Origin of the sequence: Bacillus sp. MYb78, from assembly GCF_002975115.1 — a bacterium.
Taxonomy (GTDB): Bacteria; Bacillota; Bacilli; order Bacillales; family Bacillaceae_G; genus Bacillus_A; species Bacillus_A cereus.
The window spans coordinates 151,839-171,803 of record NZ_PCOB01000004.1; the positions used below are offsets into that span (position 1 = coordinate 151,839).

Here is a 19,965-nt window from a genome sequence, read left to right on the forward strand (position 1 = left end):
TTATAACAAAATTATACAATATAATATATGATATTGGTTTTGATTTTTCTGAAAAAACATTATAATTATATATGAAATAAAGGTGAATGCAGGAGGGAATTATGCAAAACGTTGTATTAAAGGGGAAGAAAGTTACAATTCGTACAATAGAAGAATCGGATATAGAAACATTATGGAATATCATATTTAAAGAAGAAAGCCCAGAGTGGAAGAAATGGGATGCGCCATATTTCCCGTTCTCAATGCAAGAATACTCTTCCTATAAAGAGAAGATGCAAACTCGTTTGAAAGAAGAACCACTGTCAAATTTAATTATAGAAAATAACGGTCAAATCATTGGGACAGTCGGGTTTTATTGGGAATATAAACCGACGCGTTGGTTAGAGATGGGGCTTGTGATTTATGACCCAACATACTGGAATGGTGGATACGGTACAGAAACATTGACATTATATAGAGATTTGCTATTTGAAAAAATGGAGATTGGTAGAGTAGGAATCACGACTTGGTCTGGCAATGAACGAATGATGAAAGTAGCGGAGAAAATAGGAATGAGCTTAGAAGGTAGAATGCGAAAGTGTCGTTATTATAAAGGAACATACTATGATTCTATTCGAATGGGAATGATTCGTGAAGAATGGGAAGCACTATGTGTAACGAAGGGGTGAGAAAGTTTGTACGCTATTATTGCTACATTTGATCGTGTATTTACTAATAAAATTACAGAACTGCAAAATGAATTAACGAATATAATGGGAACAAATCAATTAGCTGGAGTAGAACCTCATATCACGATTGCGGATTATAATGAGTTAGATGTTCATTTGTATACGGGGAAACTAGGGGAGTTTGTAGCTATTCAAGAAAATATGGACGCAGTAACTTTTCCTTCTGTTGGAATTTTTCCTACTAATGGAACGGTCTTTCTAGCACCGATTGTTACCGATGAATTGTTAAAACTTCATCATTCTTATCATGATTATTTTAAAAATTTTCATGACAATCCAAATTCATATTACGTACCGGGAAAATGGGTTCCGCATTGTACGATTGCAAATAGATTACATACAAAGCAGTTTTTAAGTGTAATGGAATATATTTATGAAAAATTTGATTTTGCAACAGCTTCAATTGAGAAATTAAAATTAATTAAGGTGAATTATAAAAATGGTTCTGCCATTTCTTCTAGTATATTAGCAGAATATAATTTAAAGAGAATGGAGACATCGAGATGACATATGTAATTAGAGAAATGAAGCAAGAAGACATTCACGCTGTACAATCAGTAGCAAAAATAGCTTGGCATGATACATATGAAGGCATTATTCCAAGAGAAATTCAAGACAGTTTTTTAGACGAGGCATATTCTGATGAAAAAATGAAATATCGTCTTAAAAATACACATTTATTCGTTGCGGAAGAAGAGGGAGAAGTAATAGGATTTGCTAACTTTTCACCTGTTAGACTACAAAATGAAGCGGAATTAGGTGCTATTTATTTGTTACCAGATCAGCAAGGAAAAGGGATCGGAAGTGCTTTATTACAAAGAGGGATTAAGGAATTAAATGGGATACGTAAATTGTACATACATGTAGAAGCAGCAAATGAAAAAGGAAAACGCTTTTATGAAGCGAAAGGTTTTGCTGAATTAGAGCAATTTGAAGAAGACTTTGAAGGACATATGATGCAGACAGTAAGGATGGTTTTATACGTATAAGGAGGACTAGCAATGAAAATTTTTGATTTTAGTGAAAAAGTAGGAAAGCACATATCAGTATTTCAATCTAATTTCATAATGTCGAAAATAGTAAACCATCAAGGAAATGTACATATCGGTGCTATGCATTTACACGAGAATGGAATCATCGGTAATCATGAAGCAGTTGTATCTCAACTGCTTCTTATTGTGGACGGAGCAGGATATGTATGTGGGGCAAATAAAGAAAAGATAAAGGTAGAGGCGGGACAAGCTGTGTTTTGGGAGAAGGGAGAGCTCCATGAAACAAGTACAGAACAAGGATTAACGGCAATTGTTATGGAAGCGGAGAATCTTGAACAAGGGATAGTAATGCCTATTATTCAAGGGGAGTTGTAAAAAATGATAATTAAGGCGAATCAAGAAGATACCAATGAAATATTAAAATATACGGCTCAATCGCTTTTTGAAGGGACGAGAGGGAATTGTCAATTAAGTACCGAGAAAGCGATTGAAATTACAAAGCCGATTGTAGAAAAAGGAGCATATTATTTAATCATTAAAGAAGAAAATAAAGTAATGGGATGGATATTAATAGGGGAAAATACAGACTATTTTTCTCGTGAAAAACTTGGATTTATATATGAATTGTACGTTTTCCCAGAATATCGCGGGAGAGGATTATCGCGAGAACTGATGGAAGCTGGTATTAAGGAATTAAAGGAGAAATATTCAGAAATTAGGTTGAATGTATTTGCTGGGAATTTTGCAAAAGAGATGTACGAAGAGTTTGGGTTTGTTGAAAGACAGGTAATTATGACTTTGAAGTGAGTATAATAGTCTGAATGAGGGAAGCGAAAGCATGAGAAAAGAAAATGAGTATGTATAAAAGCCGATTTTAAATCGGCTTTTAATTATCGATACATCGTCTATTCTTATATTTTCTATGTTATTGCCATATAGCCTACCTAAAAAGATTGCTCTTATTACTTTTGTTTTAATTATAGGAGCTATTTCATTGGGGGCGAATAAAGTGGTAGGACGAATACATAACAAATTTAAACAATAATAAAGTTTGAAAAAGGATAGGGATAATCCACTATTAATTAGGAAAAGAAACGGGATTATACGTTAGAGATGGTTATAGGATAGGTGATACTAATAAATTGAAGGATTAAGAGAGGGGCATATTAATATGCAATCATTTAAGGCCGGAAAATATATTACATATGTTGCAGTTGCGATACTTCTTATATTTGCTATGTTATTGCCATATAGCCTACTTAAAAAGATGGCTCTTATTATTTTTGTTTTAATTTTAGGAGCTATTTCCTTAGGGGCGAATAAAGTGGTAGGACGAATACATAACAAATTTAAACAATAATAAAGTTTGAAAAAGGATAGGGATAATCCACTATTAATTAGGAAAAGAAACGGGATTATACGTTAGAGATGGTTATAGGATAGGTGATACTAATAAATTGAAGGATTAAGAGAGGGGCATATTAATATGCAATCATTTAAGGCCGGAAAATATATTACATATGTTGCAATTGCTATATTACTTGTAGTCGCTATTATGTCTCCTTATGAATTACCTAAAAAGATTGGCTTTATTATAGGTGTTCTTATTTTAGGGGTATGTGCACTTGGTACTAATAAACTTTACGAACGGATATTCCTTATATGGAAGATATAACTGTAACTCAAAAAATGCACGATTTTAGTAGTATTGTAGGTTATGATGAGTATACAGCCAAGGTAGGTGCGGAATATAGTTCGCGCAAGTATGAATTGCTTTTAGAGAAAATTGATGTTCCGGATATTATTCCGTATTTCAGTGATCACGATATAACAATCCGCTTAGAATTGGGAGTAGGGACTTATGGGTATAAGCTTCACATGGGTCAAGAGAAAGGTTTTTATGCATCATACGAAGGTTTTGGAGGAGGTTTTTTCTTGAAACCTGAAAAAAAGGAGTAATCACACATGTTTAAACAAGGACGTATTTTGATGTATATTTTTACCGCGGTTTTATTTTTTTCTTCATTCTTTTTTCCGCAGCCAATGGAAAAAAGGTTTTTAACAGCTATTGCAGCATTGATTATTGGTGGAATAGGTATTGGAATTTCCTATCTATTAGAAATTTTGAGTAACAAGTCGAATATATCTAAAAAGAACGGAGAATGACGATGGAGCTTTTCCCGATTGGTTCAGTTGTGAAGCTAAAAGATCTAAACCAACCTGTTATGATTATTGGAAGAATGGTCATTTCAGCAGATAAACTTGATTTTGATTACGTAGGGGTTCTTTATCCGGTTGGTTATTTAGGCGATGAAAAAGTGTTATGCTTTAATCATGATAAGATTGTAGAGGAAATACATAGAGGGTATTTGAATGAGAGTGAATTAATTTTACGTGAGAGATTAGTAGAATTGTAAAAATATTGAAAAATACATATTGATTTTAAAAATACGATAGGGGAAACAAAATGGGAAAGATAATGAGAACTATAGTAATCATTGGCATACTTGTTCCTCCAGTGCTGCTGTGGAGTGCACCTGGTATTCCTTTAAATGATAAACTGCTGTTTACAGGTTTACAACTAACTGTAGGATTCACCACAGTAGTAGCGTTAGAGATTATATTTAAAAATCGAAAAAAGAAGAGGGCAAAATAGAGATAGATTGTATGGAATAACAGCTGAAAATATGTAACATGTATTATTAATCGTTTTACTTGGGAGGTGACCTACTGGTTGCCTCTTTTAACGTTATGCTTATAGTTTTATCTGAAAAAGAAAAAAGGAGCAATCAAGCATGTTTAAACAAGGGCATATTTTAATGTGTACTTTTACCGCAGTGCTATTTTTTCTTCCTTCTTCTTTCCACAGCCAATGGGGAAAAAGGTTTTAACAGCTATTGTTGCTCTAATTATTGGTGGAGTAGGTATTGGAATTTCCTATTTATTAGAAAATTTCAGTAGCAAGTCGAAAAATATATCTAAATAAGAAAAGAGAATAACGATAAAGCGTTCCTAATTGGTTTAGTTGAAAAGATAAAAGATTTAAATTGTTTTTTTATGTTATAGAAATTAACAAGCGTTAACAAGTAAATACGTAGTATATCATATAGTAACGGCAAGCGGAGTACATGTGAATAGATATTAGTTAAGAAGAGGCTACTTATAATAGGCAGCCTCTCCTGCGTGTATTATGCATTATTATCGATACATCGTCCACATCCCAATGTCTTTAAACCCTAGTCGTTTATAAATACGTCCAGCAGCTGGATTGTTATAAAACAAACAAAGCGTTCGGCCTTCATTCGTAAAGTCTTGAATCATTTTTTGTAATATGAGCGAAGCGTATCCGCTTCCGCGATAATTCGGATGTGTACATACGCCAACTACCATAGCGGATAATGAATTTTCAGCGGAAGTAGAGGCGGATGCAATAATAGCACCGTCTTTTTCAATATAATATGTGCGTCCTGTATTTGTTTTGAGAGCTTGTCTTAATATTTTCTCTGATTCATTAGCAACTGGAAATTCAGCAATGTTACCTCGCAATTGCATAATTCGCTCTACATCATCTAGTGTGGCAAGTTTAATTGTTTCTTGGATAGGCGTGCTAGGTAAGTTGTTGTCATTTAGACATTCGCAAAAATACATTTCATTTTTGGCGCCTAATTGTAGACTTGGAGAAGTTTCAAACCTTTCTACAATAGTTGACTTGCCAGAGAGTTTAAGCGGTTTATATGCGGAAAGAAGTGCCTCATAATCAAGGGTAACAAAGTCTTCTTTACTATATGGTATAAATGAATCGTGGAATCGGAGTAGAATTGATTTTAATGTCCCATTCTCTTTAAATACTCCCCATAATTCTTGGAAATCTGTGTCATAACCGAAAGCTTCAATATCTCCAATAATAAACAAGTTAATGGCTGCTTCTTCTTTTAGGTAAGCGAATACTTGTTCATGATCTTTCTTTGTTAATTTTCGCATCATAAAGAATCGACCTCTTTTTTTATTTTTCTAAATATTACAACTTAAGTTTTTTGAAATCAATATAAAATTTTATGTTTAGTTCACAAACTTTCGGAAAAACTAGGAAAGATATGACAAAGGAGGTTATGAACGGTGGATCATCCAATTCAAGGGTTAATGAAAGCAGCAATGGAAAATTTAAAAGAAATGGTTGATGTAAATACGATTGTTGGAGAGCCTGTTCAAACGGCTGACGGTGGTGTGGTGTTAACGGTTTCTAAAGTAGCGTTCGGTTTTGGAGCAGGAGGTTCTGATTTCCAAACGAATGATGGACAAAGAGCGAACGGTAACCCTGCATTTGGTGGCGGTAGCGCGGGTGGTGTTTCGATTACACCAGTAGCATTTCTTGTGGTGAATAAAGATGGAGTAAATATTCTTCATTTACAAAATGCGACACATTTAGCAGAAAAAATGATTGAATTAGCTCCACAAACAATTGATAAAATTCAATCGATGTTCCAAAAAGAAGAAAAGAAAGAGGGAAATCATCATCCTCAAAACCCTGATGAAATCCTTTAAAAACGCCTGCTTATGAGCAGGCGTTTTTTCTTGTAATCACTATGTAATAAAACACATGAAATTGTAAATAGTTTTTGAAGTTTTTTCTATGTTTCTAAAATTTTTCATGTTAAAATATGCTATAGAATTGAAACATATAAAACGAAGGTGGCTAGGTGCTTTGTCTGGAGGATCTGACCAAGTAAAGAATATGATATATATTAATGGTAATCGTCGAGGTCATTGTTTTATTACATCAGGAATTACGTTTAAAGAGTTTGCGAGTAACATCCCTTCACCGCTTCATCAAGTGTTGCTTTTGAAGCACAACTTTGAATGGACGGATTTTCATTATCATACTTTATTTGAATATGTTGAGGAAGAAAATATACATAAGTTAATTCAAGCAGAGATTGATGAATTTGATGAATTTTGTTGGGTAGATTTTGATGATGCAAGCGATTTAGATGAATTAGAGCCGAAAGAAATTGCAGAATTATTATATTTGGCTCACAAAAAAGAACCACTTGCAAGAACATTCTTTCCGTTACTGAAAAATAGATTTGTTTATTTTTCACATGATGACGGATGGTACAACAAAGTGTATTATCGTAGAATTGCCGATTTTGTAGGAATGTTAAGTAAAGTCATTCCGTATAAACTCGGTGCTTTCGGTAAGAAACGTTTTTCTTTCTTCCAAAAATCAAAAATTTTCCCAGCAATTTCAAAAGAATTGATTATGGGACTTATTCCACTAATGGAAGATGGTCTTTACATAGATCTAGCAGGGAAGATTGAGTCAAGAAGAGGTCTTGAAATTCCGGTATATGTAGTTGGTTCGTATGAAAGTACGGATGAGGTGCTAGATAATATCGATGAATTGAAAGAGGAAGCAACAGAAACAGGTTGGCTCATTTTTGATAAGAAAGAACAAGAGTGGCAATGGGTTGTTGACTAAGAAAACTTGGCGCATGAAGTCAAGTTTTCTTGTCATTTGAAAGGAGTACAAATGAAGAAATATTATACAATTGTGGGTATTGTAAGTATTATTCTCGTGGCAATATTACTTATAACTTGTCCGAAAGAATCAGATTTTAAAGTGTATGTAGAGGATAAGTATGCGTTGAATTGTAATGAGAGTAGTTTTGAATGCACGCAAAATGTAGATGGTAAAAAAGAAAAACTACAATTTGAGAGTACAGATGCACGAAATGGTGTATTCTTTATGACTGTAAAGCAAACATTTAAAACAGAAGCTGGTGTTTCAAAAGAATATAGCGGAGTAGGAATGTTTGGTACATTTCTTTTTGTTTCAGAGAAGACTTTCTAGTAATAGAAGGTCTTTTTTTTATGCTTATGTTCATATAGATGAAGTAAGACAAGCATAGGAGGGATAGCGATGAAGAACACATGTATCGTTTGCGGTGGTGAGGAGTTTTTTTCCTCAACATTATATGCACGTACGAAACAAGATTGGGCATATGCACCAAACATGTATCGGTTTGAAAAAGTATTTATTGAGCATAGGGATGAAGAAAATTATCCAGTGTTTCAAGAAATTACAGCGAAACATTGTTGTGGATGCGGTCATATTATGTTGCATCATGAATAAACACACCAAGTATAACTTGGTGTGTTTTTTTAAAACGCTGACAAAGCAAGCGGATAAAGTAAAGTAAATAAAACAGAAAAACTACCAAAACCAATTGCTGTATATCCAAGTGTTCTTGCTCCGAAATTGACAGCTAATAGGCCAACTAAAATTGCTAGGGAGCCGAGCGTAACTGGATAAAAAGCAATGGAGAATAACGAAAGAAATAAAGCGACATAGCCTACCATTGCGCCGGTATTTGTACCTTCTATCTCATTTGCAATTTCTTTACGCTTATGTCTAATTGGAATGCCAGCTGGTGATATTTCAGCAGCATACTCTTCGTTTTTTTCACCACTTTTAAAATGATGATTTCTCTTTCTTCGCATGTACATCCCTCTCTTTCAATTGGGTGTACCTATAGTATCTTTCATAAAGAGAAGAACATGAGTATGAGTTAAACCCAAGTAAAGCAAAAATTGGAGAATACGTATTCCATCGTTAACATATCCATTTCCTATTGAAGATAAAGTGCGGGATTTTTTCCATCACGACTGATTATCAGCCAGCAACAATTGGATTTTTATAAGCAGTTCTCTTCCATTAACTGGTCCGCATCCATTGAATTCTGAGGTAGGTGTCTTACTGCAAGCGGGATAAAACAGGAATTTTGGAAAATGATGTAGAATGAAATGAATGATAATACGTGAAGGTAGGGGAATGTATGACAACATTTAATTGGCATGAATCAGCAGAGAAGAAATGGGATAGTAGTGCGGAGTTTTGGAATAAAAATAGTCAGGAAATGTGGGATAGCGGGAGTAGGAGCACAATTATTCCGTTTTTTGAACAATACGTAAAGAAAGAAGCACAAGTGCTCGATGTTGGTTGTGGTGATGGGTACGGTACATATAAATTAAGTAGCGCAGGCTATAAAGCAGTGGGAGTAGATTTATCGGAAGTGATGATTCAAAAAGGTAAGGAGCGCGGAGAAGGACCAAATTTATCTTTTATAAAAGGAGATTTTTCTGCATTACCATTTGAAAATGAGCAATTTGAATCAATTATGGCAATTAATTCTTTAGAATGGACGGAAGAGCCATTACGAGCGTTAAATGAAATAAAGCGTGTGTTAAAGAAAGATGGATATGCATGTATTGCAATTTTAGGACCGACAGCAAAGCCACGAGAGAACAGTTATCCTCGCTTGTATGGAAAAGACGTTGTTTGTAATACGATGATGCCTTGGGAATTTGAACAGTTAGCGAAAGAACAAGGTTTTAAAGTTATAGATGGCATCGGCGTATATAAGCGCGGAGTAAATGAGAAGATGTTAGGTCAACTACCTACAGAGTTACAACAATCGTTAACATTCTTATGGGTATTTATGTTAAAAAACGTATAAAGAAATGAAAGAATTTTTAGGAGGTAAATAAGTGCAGAAAATACAAAAAACTGATACAATATCATCAGAACCAATTAAAGGGGGACTAGGGTATATGACAACTACTACAACAGTGAAATCCGATATTGAAATCGCACAAGAAGCGAGTATGAAGAAGATTCAAGAAATTGCAGCTGATTTAAATATTTTAGAAGATGAATTAGAGCCATACGGGCATTATAAAGGTAAGTTATCTCTTGATATTTTTAAGCGCTTACAAGATGAGAAAGACGGTAAAGTTGTTTTAGTAACAGCAATTAACCCAACTCCAGCTGGAGAAGGTAAATCAACAGTAACAGTTGGTTTAGGTCAAGCTTTTAACAAAATTGGTAAGAAAACAGTAATTGCACTTCGTGAACCATCTCTTGGACCGACGATGGGATTAAAGGGTGGAGCAGCAGGTGGCGGTTTTTCACAAGTCGTACCAATGGAAGACATTAACCTTCACTTTACTGGAGATATCCATGCGATCACAACTGCCAATAACGCATTAGCAGCGTTTATTGATAATCATATCCAACAAGGAAACACACTTGGAATTGATACGCGTAAAATTGTTTGGAAACGCTGTGTTGACTTAAATGATCGTGCCCTTCGTAACGTAGTAATTGGTCTTGGTGGACCTGTACAAGGTGTACCACGTGAAGACGGTTTTGACATTACAGTCGCATCTGAAATTATGGCCGTATTCTGCCTTGCAACAGATATTCAAGACTTAAAAGCGCGTCTATCTCGCATCGTAGTTGCTTATAACTTTGCAAATCAACCTGTAACGGTTAAAGATTTAGGTGTAGAAGGTGCGTTAACGCTATTATTAAAAGACGCATTAAAACCAAACTTAGTACAAACATTAGAAAATACACCAGCTATTATTCATGGCGGACCATTTGCGAATATTGCTCACGGTTGTAACAGTGTTATCGCTACGACAATGGCAGCAAAATTAGGTGATTATGTTATTACAGAAGCTGGATTTGGTGCTGATTTAGGCGCTGAGAAGTTTTTAGATATTAAAGCTCGTGCAGCTGGCATTAAACCAGAAGCAGTTGTTATTGTTGCGACGATTCGTGCGCTTAAAATGCATGGTGGCGTAGCAAAAGATCAATTAAAAGAAGAAAATGTAGATGCATTAGCAAAAGGTATGGAAAACTTACAGAAGCATGTTGAAACAATTCAAAGCTTTGGTGTGCCTTTCGTAATTGCAATTAATAAATTCATTACAGATACAGATGCAGAAGTTACATACTTACAAGAGTGGTGTAATGAGCGTGGCTATGCAGTATCCTTAACAGAAGTTTGGGAGAAGGGTGGCCAAGGCGGAGTTGACCTTGCTGAAAAAGTGTATGGCGCAAAAGATATTGAATTTGCTCCGAAAGCACGTAAGCAATTAGCTCAATATGAAGGAGAAGGTTGGAGTAACCTACCAGTTTGTATGGCGAAAACACAATACTCTCTTTCTGACGATGCAACAAAATTAGGTCGTCCATCTGACTTTATCGTTACAATTCGTGAGTTAAAACCATCTATCGGTGCAGGCTTTATCGTTGCGTTAACAGGTACAATGTTAACAATGCCAGGTCTTCCAAAACAACCAGCAGCACTTCAAATGGATGTAAATGAAGATGGAAAAGCAGTAGGTTTATTCTAAAAGGTTGTAATTCATCTCGTTTATCTGTAAACTATATATACATCAAGTGGCGCCTTTCCATCGAAAGGCGCCTGTTTTTTGGAGGAAATTATGTTTGATCCAACTGCTTTTGACAATTTAAAAGTAATCGTAGAAGGTGCTGTGTATGATTTTGATCTACATGGAGATATTCTTGTAACAGATCGAAAAGATATGATGGACCTTGCCTCATTAAGTCGTATATATCATATCTCATTTCAATTAACAGAACCGTTCGAACCATTAGTAGAAGCAACATTTTCATTATCTGTGGATGCAAAGAACTTGTCTGGTGAAATACTAGAAGTGCCTCAGTTTACACCAGGTTGTGAAATGAAGCTAGCATTTTCATTCCCGTTAGAACAACCAGAAGTAGGATGCGAAGAAATTGAAACTTTAATGCGTTCTATATGGGGAAAAGAAAGAATGATTATGCAGAAAGTTTCATACGAATATAATAAGCAAGCGATTTCATATCATAATAAGGTAGAGGTTCTATTTCAAAAAGCGATTACAGAAGACCATGTTGATGATTTAATAGCTGTTATTTCACACATGATAGAAACGGTGCGAACAATACAGCATTTTCTTCAAAAATAGAGATAAAGGAGAAAAACAAATGATAAAAGATATGCAACCATTTTTACAAGAAGCTTGGGAGAAGGCTGGTTTTAAAGAATTAACTGAAATTCAAAAACAAGCGATTCCAACTATTTTAGAAGGACAAGACGTTATAGCTGAATCTCCAACTGGAACAGGAAAAACATTAGCGTACTTATTACCCCTTTTACATAAAATTAATCCTGAAGTAAAACAGCCACAAGTTGTTATTTTAGCTCCAACGCGTGAACTTGTAATGCAAATTCATGAAGAGGTTCAAAAATTTACAGCAGGAACTGAAATTTCAGGTGCATCTTTAATTGGTGGTGCAGATATTAAGCGCCAAGTTGAAAAATTAAAGAAACACCCAAGAGTAATTGTCGGTTCACCAGGCCGTATTTTAGAATTAATTCGTATGAAAAAGCTAAAAATGCATGAAGTAAAAACAATTGTATTTGATGAGTTTGATCAAATTGTAAAGCAAAAAATGATGGGTGCAGTGCAAGATGTAATTAAATCAACGATGCGCGATCGTCAATTAGTATTCTTCTCGGCGACAATGACAAAAGCGGCAGAAGATGCGGCACGTGATTTAGCAGTTGAACCACAATTAGTACGTGTAACACGTGCAGAATCAAAAAGCTTAGTTGAGCATACGTATATCATTTGTGAGCGACGCGAAAAAAATGATTACGTAAGAAGAATTATGCATATGGGCGATGTAAAAGCAGTTGCTTTCTTAAACGATCCATTCCGTTTAGATGAAATTACTCAGAAATTGAAATTCCGTAAAATGAAAGCAGCGGCTCTTCATGCAGAAGCAAGTAAACAAGAGCGTGAAGCAACGATGCGTGCTTTCCGCGGTGGAAAATTAGAAATCCTACTTGCTACTGATATTGCAGCACGTGGAATCGATATTGACGATTTAACACATGTAATTCACTTAGAATTACCAGACACAGTAGACCAATACATTCACCGCTCAGGACGTACTGGACGTATGGGTAAAGAAGGAACTGTCGTATCTCTTGTAACTCCACAAGAAGAGCGCAAATTACTACAATTTGCGAAAAAACTAGGCATCGTATTTACGAAGCAAGAAATGTTCAAAGGAACATTTGTAGAATCGAAGCCACCAGCACCAAAGAAAAAGAAACCAGCATTTACTGGGAAGAAAAAGCCTAGATAAATGATGGAGAAGGCGTAACTATTTGTAGTTACGTCTTTTTTATTTGCAATTGAATAATACAAGGAGTTTTATTAATGATTATTGAAATGTATCTATTATCACTTTTTTAATCAACATATGTACAAGGAAGTAATATAAAAAAAGTCGAATATTAAACTGATGCGAAATGATAAAAAGAAGGTTCATATATGGATAGGAAATTAGGAATGTTTTTGAATACGAAACATATTGAAGTAAACGAAGGAATACAAAAAGCAAGGGAATGGGATTTAGAATATATTCAATTATATGCTATGAATAAAAACTTCAACTTAGCTAATATTCCAGTGGTAGAATGGACTGCTTTAAAGAAAAGCTTATCTTTTAATGGAATAAAGATTCCATCATTAGCAATTAGTTTTGGAGAAAATGGAATTACAGGAACAGAAGTTGACAGTGCAATAGATCAGATTAAATATATTACTGACAGAGGTTTGGAGCTGGGAGCAAAGATCATAACAGCTCATATTGGGAAAGTTCCAGATGATGAAAAAAGTGAGTGCTATGATAAAATGATACGGGTTTGTTATGAGATAGGAGAATTAGCATTCAAATTTGGGGGAGTCTTTGCTATTGAGACAGGATCTGAAAAAGCAATAGTATTAAAACGATTTTTAGAAAATGCAAACTCGAAAGGACTAGCTGTTAACTTTGACCCAGCAAATTTAATAAGTGATGTAAATGAAAATCCGTTAGAAGGTTTATTACTATTAAAAGATTATATAGTACAAACTCATATTAAAGATTGTAAAGAAGTGAAAAGTAATAGTTCAAGTAAGTATATAGAAGTAGCAGTAGGAAATGGTGAAGTGGATTTCGATATATTCTTCAAAGTATTAGATGAAATTGGATTCGACGGATATAACATGATTGAAAGAAACAATTATTTTGACGAACTGGATGGGATGAGTCAGTCGATAAATTTTGCAAAGAAGTACATACCAACTCAAAAGGAATAACGATACCAGCTGTAGAAAGCTACATAGAATGTAAAAAAACAATAGGAGGAATACAAATGATTCATAAAGTAGGACAAATTATGTTATATGTAAATAATCAAGATGAGGCAGTAAATTTTTGGACGGAAAAGGTAGGGTTTCATGTAGTTGCAGAGGAAGATAACAAGCAAGGAATGAGATGGATTGAAATTGCTCCAACTAATGGTGCTGAAACGAGCATTATATTACATAATAAAGAAGTTATTTCGAAAATGAGCCCAGAATTAAATCTTGGTACACCGTCCTTAATGTTCTTCTCAGAAAATCTGGATCAATTATATGCAGGTTTAAAAAATAAAAATGTTACTGTTGGAGAAATGGTAACTATGCCTTCTGGTAAAGTGTTTAACTTTGCTGATAGTGAAGGGAATTATTTTGCGGTTATGGAGAAGAACCAATAATAATATTGCTATGTGAAAATCCCCCTCAAATATATTGAGGGGGATTAAATCTTTGAAGTGGATTTTTCATGAGAGAGTTGTTTAATAAAAAATGCACCTTTTTCAATAGCGGTTTCAATGTAACCGACAATTTGATTAAACGTAAACACCTGTAAGTCTTCATGCAAATGTTGCTCAGGATACAACATATCTTCAAAAAGATACTTTCGAAAAGCTAAAACGTTTTCTTTAGAAACCTCTTCAATATCCACAATGTGAGCCTCTTGATTGAGAAGAGAGAAGAGCTGTTGTTCTTGATCGTAATGATGAAGCAATTTTGCATTTAACAGTTTAAAATCGTTATAGTACAGGGGTGCGATGGTTTCGTCATTCTCTATTCTATTTTTTAGCCATGGTAGAAAAAAGCCACTTAGCCAATTATCATCGGCAATGAGGTGGGTATAATAGCCTAAAATAAAGGGGGAATCTATATGTGCTTCGTATTTATGAAAGAATGAATCATAATCTATTCTTCTCGTATAGTTCTTCGTTGTACCAGCGTAAAAGTGTGAAGTACCTTTTTCTTCTGCTGAATGAACCGTATCAGGGGCTACCCCTCCAAGTAAGAAAGAAGTTTTATCTTGAATACATAGTTTCTCAGCAATACCGTTAGCGATAATAACATGCATAATTCGTGATCCCATGAATGCCACCTCTGTTTCAAGTATTCATTTCAGGAAGAAGACTGAACAGTTAGTATTACTTTCCCTGTACTTTTTCTACTTTCGACCCATTCATGTGCTTTCCCTGCATCTTGAAGGGGAAAAGATTTTGTAGCTTTCATTTGCAAACTTCCGTCACGCAAATAACGGAAAACTTCATTTGCCGTTTCTTGGAGTAGTTCAGGACGTTTTTTCCGTGTAGTGCCAAAGCTAAAGCCTAGTATAGAGCGGCAACTTGCGTGTAAATCTTTCGTTTTGAAATTGCCAATTTTACCGCTTGCATTACCGAAATGAACGAGGCGACCGTAATAAGCTAGGCAGTTTAAACTTCTTTCAGAGACAGTTCCAGAAATAGAGTCCAAAATTATATTCACTCCTTCTCCGTTTGTCAGCTCATTGACTTTCTCTACAAAATCTTCATCTTGATGACAAATAACATAATCAGCTCCAGCATCTAAAGCGATTTCTTTTTTCGTTTCACTTCCGACAGTACCGATAACTGTTCCAGCCCCTAATCGTTTTGCAAGTTGAATCGCGGTAGTACCAATTCCGCCAGCAGCTGCATGAATCAGCACGGATTCATTTTGTTGAAGCCTTGCAACATTCACGAGTAAATTATAGCTTGTGAAAGATACGATCGGACAAGCAGCTGCGGTTTGAAAGTCGACTTCATGGGGTAAAACGAAAGTGAGATTTTCATTTGAAACAACGTACTCTGCGTAAGATCCATTTTGAGGAAAAGCAATGACACGCTGTCCAGGTTGAATATTTTTCACATGAGAACCGACGCGTTCTACAATACCAGTGGCATCTATACCTGGAATAAAAGGTAGTGCTTTATTTCCTTTTTTGCCATAACGTGATTTAATATCAGCGAAATTTACACTAGTAGCAACAACGCGAATTAAAACTTGATCTTCTGAAATAGCCGGTATATCCAAATCTGTATATTTCATCACTTCAGGACCACCGAACGACGTTACAACGATAGCTTTCATCATATATCCTCCTAAATTTGACTATATAAATCATTTTAAATCTTTATCAGAAATTGGAAAATTATATAATAGTTATGTGTGGTTATAAGTGAAGCTTATGAACTCATTGGATCATAATATTAATTTATATAAAAAATTTTTTCGGAAAAATCGAACGAAATATGAATTACTTGCCAATATATAGTGTAAGACAAAGGAGGGCTGGAATATGAAGGCTGAAATAGATTACGCACATTTAATTCGATTAACTTTATCAGGAAATAAAGAAGCGTATAGCGAATTGTATGATGTAACGATTCAAGAAGTATATAAAACAGCACATTTTTTAATTGAAGATAAAACGGATGTAGATGATGTCGTTCAAGAAGTATACATACAGCTATATGAATCGCTTCGTAAATATGATAGCGAGAAGCCATTTCGCCCTTGGCTAATTGGGCTTGCGATTAAACAAATTCATTCTTATAGAAGAAAGAGGTGGATGCGACTACGAATTATGAAAAAAGCAGAAGAGCAAAGAAAGCCAGTGCAAATTGATTTTTCTAACGATGTTGTAAGTAAAATATCAAACCAAAAACTAATCGAACTCATTCATAAATTACCGTATAAATTGAAACAAGTTATTATCTTAAGATACTTATACGAATATTCACAAGAAGAAGTAGCACAAATATTACATATTCCAATTGGTACAGTGAAGTCTAGAATTCATGCGGCATTAAAGAAACTACGTCAAAAAGAGTAAGTAGAAGAAATCTTTTTAGGAGAGGTAGGGAATGTGAAATGAGTTTAGATTGTAGAGTTAGAGAATCTATACGAGAAGAAGCGAAGGGGATTGTTGCCCCGCCGGAGTTAAAAGAAAAAGTAATTGTTCAAATCAAAATGAATCGCGGGGGAAGTAAGGTGAAGAAACGTCTTATCGCCGGAGTGCTTGCAGCAGCATTTTTAATCCCTACGACCGGTTTTGCATATCAATCTATTATGGCGGATGGTATATACGGATCTTTTGAGAATTTAAAAAAACACGCCGGAGCGATGACATTAGAAACGTATATGCGTTTTAATGCAAAATTATCAGAAGCGAAAGATGAAATGAGTTCGAAGGAATATGAAGAGTTTACAAAAGAACTGAAAAAATTAACTAATGCAAAGCTTGCGTACGGGGATTCGAATGGTAATATAGATTATGATCAATTATCACCAGCTAAAAAAGAGGAATTGAAAAAGGTAGTAATGGAGCTTCATCCGTATTTTGATAAATTAAATGGCCATAAATCTAGTAAAGAAGTACTAACTCCTGAAGAGTATGAACAATATATGGAGGCATTAATGTCACATCAAACTGTGTTAGTAAAAACGAAATCGAGTGGCGGGATAACAGTAGAAGAAGTGCCTGAGGCGTACAAAGAAAGATTTATTAAAGCGGAGCAGTTTATGGAGTATGTAGATGAAAAGGTGAGATAAGTAAAAAAGCTCAAAGCTTTAGTTTTGAGCTTTCTTTATTAAAAGAAAATAGAGCATTCAATTATATTTTTTCATCGTTGCATTGTCCTTTTGTATAAAACAATCTAATAGTGAATAACCAGCTATTAAACTAATAATCGTAACAAAAGTTGTATTTATTAGAATAATATTAACTAAATAAGGTAGGTATTCGGCAAGTGGTGAAAAGAGTAGTGCTGGGGAAAAGGAAATGAATAGTGTAGGCACTGTAATAGCAATAAATTTATCTGGTTGAAAGCTCCAGTTTTGTTTACTCGTTTCGCGATTAATAGATTGAAGGAAGCGTAATAAAATGCCAACTATAAGAGGGAAGAGTGTAAAGTAGAATAATCTTGGATAAACGTTAAAGTTCACTTGTGCATCTGTATCTAAATAAAATTGAATTTTTACTCCTACAAATAATAATAAGACGATAAATAATGTGAAGCAGAGGTATAGCATCACTTTTTGCATTATATTCCACCATCCTTTACTCAAAATATATTCAAAAAAAGAAGAGATATACAATAACTACTGTTGTATATCTCTTCTTTTACTGTTAGTTAATAGTGGAGTTTGCTTTTTCTTGCTTCGTGAAATAATCAATAATGCCCATTGCGCTAATTTCTATATCTAGATGTAAAATATTATAAACGGAATGATCTGATGGAACGTTTAACTTTGTAAGATGAGAAGAGATTTTATCCATTAACAAAGTTTGTAAAGCTTTAGTTGCTTCATCGAAATCATTATACTTTTCAAAGACTTCCTTACCAGTATGAACGAAAATAGGTAGCCAATATTCCAGTTGATTATATACTTCTGTAACATGAGAGGATGCGCCGTAATGACCGAAATAAATAGTATCTACATTCATACTTTGAATGTGATTTTTAGAAGTAATCATCGCATCTGGTTGGAATTGTGAAGGGGACGTTGATGGTAGATATAACTCTACATCAACGTCTGCGAGTTCTCTATAATAAATTCCAATTGTATCGCCAGTAAAAATCCCGTTTGTTAATGAATCATGAATGCTAATATGGTGCTTCGCATGTCCTGGTGTATCATAAAATGTAAGGGTGCGGTCTTTTGCAATTTTTAACGTATCACCATGTTGTACAATATGAACACGTTCTTCTTCAATTGGAAGAATTGGATCAAAGAGTTTATCGAAATCTTCTTTGTAGACAGCTTTTGCACCTAAAATAAGTTTTGTTGGATCAATCATATGACGAGCACCACGAGAATGCACATATAACGTAGCATTTGGGCACTTTTCCATCATTAAACCAGCTGCGCCAGCGTGATCTAAATGCACATGTGTAACGATAATGTTTTTAACATCGTTTAAATCAATATGTAATTGTTGTAAGCCGTCTAAAATATACGGAAGAGAAGGGGCTGCACAAGTTTCAATTAAAGTAATATCGTCACCTAATAAAACGTACGTACCTGTTCGTTCATTATGCTGTAAATCGAAATCATCAATAAGATATAGGTGAGAAGATAATTGCTCTACTTTTTTCATAGTTACCACTCCTTATATACTGCATGTTTTTATTATACGCTAAAATAGAAAAAAGGCAGAAAACGAAGCTCGTCTTCTGCCTTTTTGTAATATTATTATTTCGTTTGTTGTTTATTAATAGACATAATGAACAGTCCAACAATCCCGCCTACTAATGGAAGCATAATCTCTCCTGCTAAATTAAAGTAGGAGCTTAAGAATAAACCATTTACATCGATTACCCAGCCAGTAACATACAATAACATCATATATAGTACGAAATAAAACTCGCGATTTGAAATCGTTTCATGTTGTGCAGTTTTCATAATGAACACCATCCTTTTCTTTTATAATGGAATATAAACTGTCACATTTTGTTCACATTTCAATTGTAAAACTTTCCATCATAAAAGTCTAGTAGTTTGTGTCGAATTTTCGAACAGAAATAAAGCGCTATCATTACAACTTATAAGTACGTAATAAGAGCTGTATATTCACGAATGTAGTATAGTATAAACATAGAATGATAGTGAAGAGAGGGGCAAAGACAATGACAGTTTATGATTTTTCAGCTAAAACAATTACAGGTGAAGAAAAATCGTTAAAAGATTACAAAGGAAAAGCACTTCTTATTGTCAATGTAGCTAGCAAATGTGGTTTCACACCACAATATAAAGGATTACAAGAGGTATATGATAAATATAAAGACCAAGGACTCGAAATACTCGGATTTCCTTGTAACCAATTCGGGGGACAAGAACCAGGTACAGAAGCGGACATTACTAGTTTTTGTGAATTAAACTACGGTGTAAACTTCCCGATGTTTGCAAAGGTTGATGTGAAAGGTGATAAGGCTCACCCTCTATATACATACATGACAGAACAAGCACCAGGTTTACTTGGTATGAAAGCAGTGAAATGGAATTTTACGAAGTTTTTAATCGGAAAAGACGGGAAAGTAGTAGGGCGTTTTGCTCCGCAGACGAAGCCGGTAGATTTAGAGGTTGAGATTGAGAAGGTGCTTGGGGAATAAGTAGGAGTTTCACTTTATTAAAAAACGTCTCAAAGAACAATGTAGTTCTTTGAGACGTTTTCTTTAAACTCA

At 34.6% G+C, this 19,965-nt stretch carries 31 protein-coding genes and 1 pseudogene; 25 read left to right on the forward strand and 7 right to left on the reverse strand.

Features of this window, described 5'->3' with window-relative positions:
* Positions 1 to 101: 101 nt before the first annotated feature.
* The 12 genes and pseudogenes from CQ064_RS11550 to CQ064_RS34300 all read left to right on the forward strand — a co-directional run bounded on the left by CQ064_RS11550 (position 102) and on the right by CQ064_RS34300 (position 4,706).
* On the forward strand, positions 102 to 668 hold the full coding sequence (locus CQ064_RS11550; protein WP_001181849.1) for a GNAT family N-acetyltransferase: 567 nt from the start codon (positions 102 to 104) through the stop codon (positions 666 to 668).
* A gap of 6 nt (positions 669 to 674) precedes the next feature.
* Positions 675 to 1,235: a 2'-5' RNA ligase family protein gene (locus CQ064_RS11555; RefSeq protein WP_000270883.1), complete on the forward strand. Its 561-nt coding sequence runs from the start codon at positions 675 to 677 to the stop codon at positions 1,233 to 1,235.
* Positions 1,232 to 1,717, forward strand: a complete 486-nt coding sequence (locus CQ064_RS11560) for a GNAT family N-acetyltransferase (RefSeq protein WP_000222825.1) — start codon at positions 1,232 to 1,234, stop codon at positions 1,715 to 1,717. The genes CQ064_RS11555 and CQ064_RS11560 overlap by 4 nt, the downstream gene beginning before the upstream one ends.
* Positions 1,718 to 1,729: 12 nt before the next feature.
* Entirely contained in the window at positions 1,730 to 2,095 is a 366-nt protein-coding gene (locus CQ064_RS11565) for a cupin domain-containing protein (protein WP_000688070.1), read from the forward strand.
* A 3-nt stretch (positions 2,096 to 2,098) separates the two neighbouring features.
* Entirely contained in the window at positions 2,099 to 2,527 is a 429-nt protein-coding gene (locus tag CQ064_RS11570; protein ID WP_000584248.1) for a GNAT family N-acetyltransferase, read from the forward strand.
* Positions 2,528 to 2,891: 364 nt separating this feature from the next.
* The gene (locus CQ064_RS11575; protein WP_001190441.1) at positions 2,892 to 3,080 is read left to right on the forward strand and encodes a hypothetical protein; all 189 of its coding nucleotides are present in this window, start codon (positions 2,892 to 2,894) and stop codon (positions 3,078 to 3,080) included.
* Positions 3,081 to 3,206: 126 nt separating this feature from the next.
* Positions 3,207 to 3,395 (forward strand): hypothetical protein, encoded by a 189-nt coding sequence (locus tag CQ064_RS11580; protein ID WP_003270359.1) that lies wholly within the window; start codon positions 3,207 to 3,209, stop codon positions 3,393 to 3,395.
* Entirely contained in the window at positions 3,383 to 3,679 is a 297-nt protein-coding gene (locus CQ064_RS11585; RefSeq protein WP_002093967.1) for a hypothetical protein, read from the forward strand. Before CQ064_RS11580 ends, CQ064_RS11585 begins: the two co-directional genes overlap by 13 nt.
* A gap of 6 nt (positions 3,680 to 3,685) precedes the next feature.
* Positions 3,686 to 3,886, forward strand: a complete 201-nt coding sequence (locus CQ064_RS11590) for a hypothetical protein (protein WP_000476183.1) — start codon at positions 3,686 to 3,688, stop codon at positions 3,884 to 3,886.
* 2 nt (positions 3,887 to 3,888) lie between these two features.
* Positions 3,889 to 4,137: a DUF4176 domain-containing protein gene (locus tag CQ064_RS11595; protein WP_000418713.1), complete on the forward strand. Its 249-nt coding sequence runs from the start codon at positions 3,889 to 3,891 to the stop codon at positions 4,135 to 4,137.
* Between the two features lie 50 nt (positions 4,138 to 4,187).
* On the forward strand, positions 4,188 to 4,376 hold the full coding sequence (locus CQ064_RS11600) for a hypothetical protein (RefSeq protein ID WP_000516417.1): 189 nt from the start codon (positions 4,188 to 4,190) through the stop codon (positions 4,374 to 4,376).
* Between the two features lie 139 nt (positions 4,377 to 4,515).
* A pseudogene (locus CQ064_RS34300) lies at positions 4,516 to 4,706 on the forward strand (hypothetical protein).
* A 212-nt stretch (positions 4,707 to 4,918) separates the two neighbouring features.
* Here CQ064_RS34300 and CQ064_RS11605 read toward each other — a convergent pair.
* On the reverse strand, positions 4,919 to 5,704 hold the full coding sequence (locus CQ064_RS11605) for a GNAT family N-acetyltransferase (protein WP_000984746.1): 786 nt from the start codon (positions 5,702 to 5,704) through the stop codon (positions 4,919 to 4,921).
* Positions 5,705 to 5,836: 132 nt separating this feature from the next.
* Between CQ064_RS11605 and ytfJ the strand changes: the two genes are divergently transcribed.
* The 4 genes from ytfJ (at position 5,837) to CQ064_RS11625 (ending at position 7,853) form a co-directional block, all read left to right on the forward strand.
* Positions 5,837 to 6,262, forward strand: a complete 426-nt coding sequence (ytfJ, locus tag CQ064_RS11610) for a GerW family sporulation protein (RefSeq protein ID WP_000349991.1) — start codon at positions 5,837 to 5,839, stop codon at positions 6,260 to 6,262.
* A 160-nt stretch (positions 6,263 to 6,422) separates the two neighbouring features.
* The gene (locus CQ064_RS11615; RefSeq protein WP_000014087.1) at positions 6,423 to 7,199 is read left to right on the forward strand and encodes an oxalate:formate antiporter; all 777 of its coding nucleotides are present in this window, start codon (positions 6,423 to 6,425) and stop codon (positions 7,197 to 7,199) included.
* Between the two features lie 51 nt (positions 7,200 to 7,250).
* Entirely contained in the window at positions 7,251 to 7,571 is a 321-nt protein-coding gene (locus tag CQ064_RS11620) for a hypothetical protein (protein ID WP_000761184.1), read from the forward strand.
* 69 nt (positions 7,572 to 7,640) lie between these two features.
* Complete coding sequence (locus CQ064_RS11625) at positions 7,641 to 7,853, forward strand: hypothetical protein (protein ID WP_000798746.1); 213 nt, start codon at positions 7,641 to 7,643, stop codon at positions 7,851 to 7,853.
* A 29-nt stretch (positions 7,854 to 7,882) separates the two neighbouring features.
* Here CQ064_RS11625 and CQ064_RS11630 read toward each other — a convergent pair whose 3' ends face one another.
* The gene (locus CQ064_RS11630) at positions 7,883 to 8,221 is read right to left on the reverse strand and encodes a hypothetical protein (protein ID WP_001253201.1); all 339 of its coding nucleotides are present in this window, start codon (positions 8,219 to 8,221) and stop codon (positions 7,883 to 7,885) included.
* A 335-nt stretch (positions 8,222 to 8,556) separates the two neighbouring features.
* Between CQ064_RS11630 and CQ064_RS11635 the strand changes: the two genes are divergently transcribed.
* From CQ064_RS11635 to CQ064_RS11660, 6 genes are all read left to right on the forward strand, one after another.
* Positions 8,557 to 9,237, forward strand: coding sequence for a class I SAM-dependent methyltransferase (locus CQ064_RS11635; RefSeq protein ID WP_000206576.1), 681 nt, complete (start codon positions 8,557 to 8,559; stop codon positions 9,235 to 9,237).
* 94 nt (positions 9,238 to 9,331) lie between these two features.
* A complete protein-coding gene (locus tag CQ064_RS11640) occupies positions 9,332 to 10,924 on the forward strand; it encodes a formate--tetrahydrofolate ligase (protein ID WP_033795633.1) in 1,593 nt (530 codons plus the stop codon).
* A gap of 90 nt (positions 10,925 to 11,014) precedes the next feature.
* A complete protein-coding gene (locus CQ064_RS11645) occupies positions 11,015 to 11,542 on the forward strand; it encodes a hypothetical protein (protein ID WP_000460216.1) in 528 nt (175 codons plus the stop codon).
* Positions 11,543 to 11,561: 19 nt separating this feature from the next.
* Positions 11,562 to 12,731: a DEAD/DEAH box helicase gene (locus CQ064_RS11650; protein ID WP_000588597.1), complete on the forward strand. Its 1,170-nt coding sequence runs from the start codon at positions 11,562 to 11,564 to the stop codon at positions 12,729 to 12,731.
* A gap of 188 nt (positions 12,732 to 12,919) precedes the next feature.
* Positions 12,920 to 13,729 carry a sugar phosphate isomerase/epimerase family protein gene (locus CQ064_RS11655; protein ID WP_000375200.1) on the forward strand — a complete coding sequence of 270 codons (810 nt, stop codon included), beginning with the start codon at positions 12,920 to 12,922 and terminating at the stop codon, positions 13,727 to 13,729.
* Positions 13,730 to 13,785: 56 nt separating this feature from the next.
* A complete protein-coding gene (locus CQ064_RS11660) occupies positions 13,786 to 14,169 on the forward strand; it encodes a VOC family protein (protein ID WP_000581475.1) in 384 nt (127 codons plus the stop codon).
* Positions 14,170 to 14,213: 44 nt separating this feature from the next.
* Here the strand turns inward: CQ064_RS11660 and CQ064_RS11665 are convergent, their stop codons facing one another.
* On the reverse strand, positions 14,214 to 14,852 hold the full coding sequence (locus tag CQ064_RS11665) for a hypothetical protein (protein WP_000535616.1): 639 nt from the start codon (positions 14,850 to 14,852) through the stop codon (positions 14,214 to 14,216).
* Between the two features lie 29 nt (positions 14,853 to 14,881).
* Positions 14,882 to 15,868, reverse strand: a complete 987-nt coding sequence (locus CQ064_RS11670; RefSeq protein ID WP_000644636.1) for a quinone oxidoreductase family protein — start codon at positions 15,866 to 15,868, stop codon at positions 14,882 to 14,884.
* 208 nt (positions 15,869 to 16,076) lie between these two features.
* Between CQ064_RS11670 and CQ064_RS11675 the strand changes: the two genes are divergently transcribed.
* Positions 16,077 to 16,613, forward strand: a complete 537-nt coding sequence (locus tag CQ064_RS11675; RefSeq protein WP_000642663.1) for a sigma-70 family RNA polymerase sigma factor — start codon at positions 16,077 to 16,079, stop codon at positions 16,611 to 16,613.
* A gap of 38 nt (positions 16,614 to 16,651) precedes the next feature.
* A complete protein-coding gene (locus tag CQ064_RS11680; RefSeq protein WP_000050703.1) occupies positions 16,652 to 17,332 on the forward strand; it encodes a DUF3600 domain-containing protein in 681 nt (226 codons plus the stop codon).
* 57 nt (positions 17,333 to 17,389) lie between these two features.
* On the opposite strand, the gene CQ064_RS11685 is transcribed toward CQ064_RS11680, so the two are convergent.
* The 3 genes from CQ064_RS11685 to CQ064_RS11695 form a co-directional block, all read right to left on the reverse strand.
* The gene (locus tag CQ064_RS11685; RefSeq protein WP_001174535.1) at positions 17,390 to 17,824 is read right to left on the reverse strand and encodes a hypothetical protein; all 435 of its coding nucleotides are present in this window, start codon (positions 17,822 to 17,824) and stop codon (positions 17,390 to 17,392) included.
* A gap of 85 nt (positions 17,825 to 17,909) precedes the next feature.
* Entirely contained in the window at positions 17,910 to 18,881 is a 972-nt protein-coding gene (locus CQ064_RS11690; protein ID WP_000754965.1) for an MBL fold metallo-hydrolase, read from the reverse strand.
* 95 nt (positions 18,882 to 18,976) lie between these two features.
* Positions 18,977 to 19,186, reverse strand: a complete 210-nt coding sequence (locus CQ064_RS11695) for a DUF3925 domain-containing protein (protein ID WP_000844984.1) — start codon at positions 19,184 to 19,186, stop codon at positions 18,977 to 18,979.
* Positions 19,187 to 19,410: 224 nt separating this feature from the next.
* Here CQ064_RS11695 and bsaA point away from each other — a divergent pair, with 224 nt between their 5' ends.
* Positions 19,411 to 19,893, forward strand: a complete 483-nt coding sequence (gene bsaA, locus CQ064_RS11700) for a glutathione peroxidase (RefSeq protein WP_000219440.1) — start codon at positions 19,411 to 19,413, stop codon at positions 19,891 to 19,893.
* Positions 19,894 to 19,965 lie beyond the last annotated feature (72 nt).